The organism is Vibrio sp. 10N.222.48.A3 (assembly GCF_041475345.1).
GTDB lineage: Bacteria > Pseudomonadota > Gammaproteobacteria > Enterobacterales > Vibrionaceae > Vibrio > Vibrio tasmaniensis_A.
The window spans coordinates 1-3,054 of the sequence record NZ_JBFRVX010000453.1 but is presented as its reverse complement, the minus strand read 5'-3'; the positions used below and the strand labels follow the sequence as shown (position 1 = coordinate 3,054).

Genomic DNA, 3,054 nt, shown 5'->3' with positions numbered 1-3,054 from the left:
ATCACAATAACCCGTCTTTAGTTAAGTGGCTCACCACTGACCAACGACAAAACTGAGAATAAAAATGAGCAAGATTGATAAAGCATCACGTATCCTGCTAGCAGGCTTCTGTATCAACCTTTGTCTTGGCATCCTGTATGCTTGGAGTGTATTTAACAAGGCGCTAGTTACTGAAGCTGGTTGGAGTGCTGCTGAAGCATCTTCACCTTACGCTATTGCAACTATCACATTCTCTGTTTGTCTTCTTGTTGCAGGCATCCTACAAGACCGTATGGGTCCACGTAAGATCCTTATTCTTGGTACAGCGCTTACTGGCCTAGGTATGATTGCTTCTGGTTTCGCTACGACTCCTATGATGCTAAACCTAACGTTTGGCGTGATGACAGGTGCTGGTATCGGCTTCGGTTACGCATGTCTTTCTCCATCAGCAATGAAATGGTTCCATTCTTCTAAGAAAGGTATGGTTAACGGTCTAATCGCTGCAGGCTTCGGTCTTGCTGCTATTTACCTAGCACCACTAACTTCTGCGCTAATCGATAGCATGGGTATCCAAACAAGCTTTATGATTCTTGGTGTTGGTGTACTTGCAATCGCAGTACCTCTAGCGGCAACGATCAACAACCCACCAGCGGATTACACGCCAGCTGAGCCTAAAGTAAAAGAAGGCCAAGCACCTAAAGCGGTTAAGAAGACTGAAGACCTAACATGGAAAGTAATGCTGAAGACTCCTCAGTTCTACTCTCTATGGATCATGTACGCATTTGCTGCTTCTGTTGGTCTTATGATCATCGGTAACATCACTACGATTGCTAGCGTTCAAGCGAACCTACCAAACGCGGTTTACCTAGCGTCTATCCTTGCTGTATTCAACTCAGGCGGTCGTGTTGCTGCAGGTATGCTTGCAGATAAAATCGGTGGCGTACGTACTCTACTTTTAGCGTTCATCCTTCAAGGTGCGAACATGGCTCTATTCGCTACGTTCAACTCTGAATTTACGCTAATCATTGGTACGGCTATCGCAGCTGTTGGTTACGGTACACTTCTAGCAGTATTCCCAACACTAACTGCGGAATTCTACGGCCTGAAAAACTACGGTACGAACTACGGCGTGCTTTACACGGCATGGGGTATCGGTGGTGCTATCGGTGCTGCGGTTGTTGGTTACTCAATGACGAATGGCGAAGGTTACGGCCTAGCTTACACAATCTCTGCTGCTATGATGGCCGTGTGTATTGTTCTAGCTATCGTGACTAAACCAATCTCAGAAGCGAAAGCAACAGAACTTAAGCAAGCAAGCGCTTAACTCAGTTCTCGATTGATTAAAAATAGAAAGAGCTTAACCTTAGGGTTAGGCTCTTTTTGTATCAAGCGACTAATCCATTGACGATAGAAACCACTCCTCAGCTCTCCCCTACTTATTATCTCGACAACTTCAATCGACTGATTGAACACGCTCAAACACTCTATCCAGATCTGCTGAGTGACGATGAATGCCGTTGGTTGTCTGAATACAAACGTCTTTCAGTCGCAAGCCAGTGTCTAATGATTCGTTTGCTTTCTCGCAAAGGCTGCTGGTTTCGAAGTGATAAGCTCGACTATGCTGAAATTCCAGATCTGAAAAACGCCCTACAAGAGCTAAACACATCGAACTTCATTGCGTTAAGCCACCCTACCGAACAACATAATCTTGTCATTAATGATCTCGAATTAGGATTGCATCTACTGACTAAACCAGAGCTGTTCAGCGCATTCCCATTTCTTATGAACAATCAGACAGCGAAGAAAGACGAACTCTTGGCTTTGCTCGAACACCAACCTTTTGACCAGTTCCAAAACTTGTCATTCGATTGTATTTACGTTGTCGAATCTGAAGTTATTGATGTCTTGCTACTACTGTTCTTTGCCAATACTTATCAAGACCTAAGCCAATTCGTTCTTAGCGATCTTGGACTCAACACCTTCGAAAATTACCCGTTAAGCAAACAGCGTCGTTTCTTCACCTCTAGAGAACAGCTCAATCAACTGCTCCAGATACGTGATATTCAACGCTTGTATTCAGAAGGGGACCGCAAAGACGGTGAGTTTCTTGAGCAGCTTTTAAACTCGATTCCTGAAGAATCAGAGCACAGAAGCATTGCCAGAAAACGATCGCGTTTGATCAATGATATCGCTCGCGATCTAGAAAGGCTCAACCAAAACGATCAAGCTGTCTTTTGGTTCAAACAATCCGTACTTCCCCCAAGCAGAGAACGACTTGCACGCATCTATGACAAGCAAGATGAGCTAAACTTAATGTGTGACATTGTCACGAAAATGAAAGCGAATCCATCAGATGTATCAGAGCTGGAAGTCGCTATTAAGCTTGAAAACAGGCTACTACGGAAACAGGGCCACAAAGTTTCTCGAACCATAAAACCGAGCTGCAAAGAGATAAAACTGGAATTAGACCTCAGCCAAACGCGAGTTGAACTTGCGGTGAAGCAACATTTCGAAAACCAAGGTTGGGAAGTCTACTTTTCAGAGAACAGTTTTTTATGTGGATTGTTTGGCTTAGCCTTTTGGGAAGTGATTTTCGCAGACGTTGAGAGTGCATTTATTAATCGTTACCAACATCGCCCTCTGGATCTGTACCATTCAGACTTCATAGACAACCGAGCTGAACAGATCCAGGCTGTGTTTCAAACCATATCCGAGCAAGGACTAAACCAATTGCTTGATATCTACGACCAGAAATACGGTATCGCAAATCCATTCGTTCATTGGAACCATTTCCCTAAAGCACTCATTGAGCACAGTATGGAGGCTATTCCGAACGCCTTAATCGTCGAGCTATTCAAAGTGATGCTCAGTGATTTAAAGCTATTTAGAACTGGGATGCCGGATTTGATTGCGTTCAAGGACGATGAATTTCATTGGATTGAGGTCAAAGGGCCCGGCGATAAATTGCAAGACAACCAATGGCGATGGATCAAAGAGTTCGAGCGATTATCTGTTCCATTCTCGGTTTGCTACGTCAATCATTAGATAGTTGCCTAGCTCTAGTCTCTAGTCTCT

General features: G+C 44.1%; 2 protein-coding genes. Both read left to right on the top strand.

Features of this window, described 5'->3' with window-relative positions; translation table 11 throughout:
- Nucleotides 1-64 precede the first annotated feature (64 nt).
- On the top strand, nt 65-1,303 hold the full coding sequence (locus AB4653_RS13665) for an OFA family MFS transporter (RefSeq protein ID WP_009844864.1): 1,239 nt from the start codon (nt 65-67) through the stop codon (nt 1,301-1,303).
- A 56-nt stretch (nt 1,304-1,359) separates the two neighbouring features.
- A complete protein-coding gene (locus tag AB4653_RS13660) occupies nt 1,360-3,024 on the top strand; it encodes a VRR-NUC domain-containing protein (protein WP_102257604.1) in 1,665 nt (554 codons plus the stop codon).
- Nucleotides 3,025-3,054: the final 30 nt, after the last annotated feature.

Bases quoted from the DNA above. Each gene is read 5' to 3' on its own strand.
- AB4653_RS13665 (WP_009844864.1), top strand. From the start codon at position 65: ATGAGCAAGATTGATAAAGCATCACGTATCCTGCTAGCAGGCTTCTGT.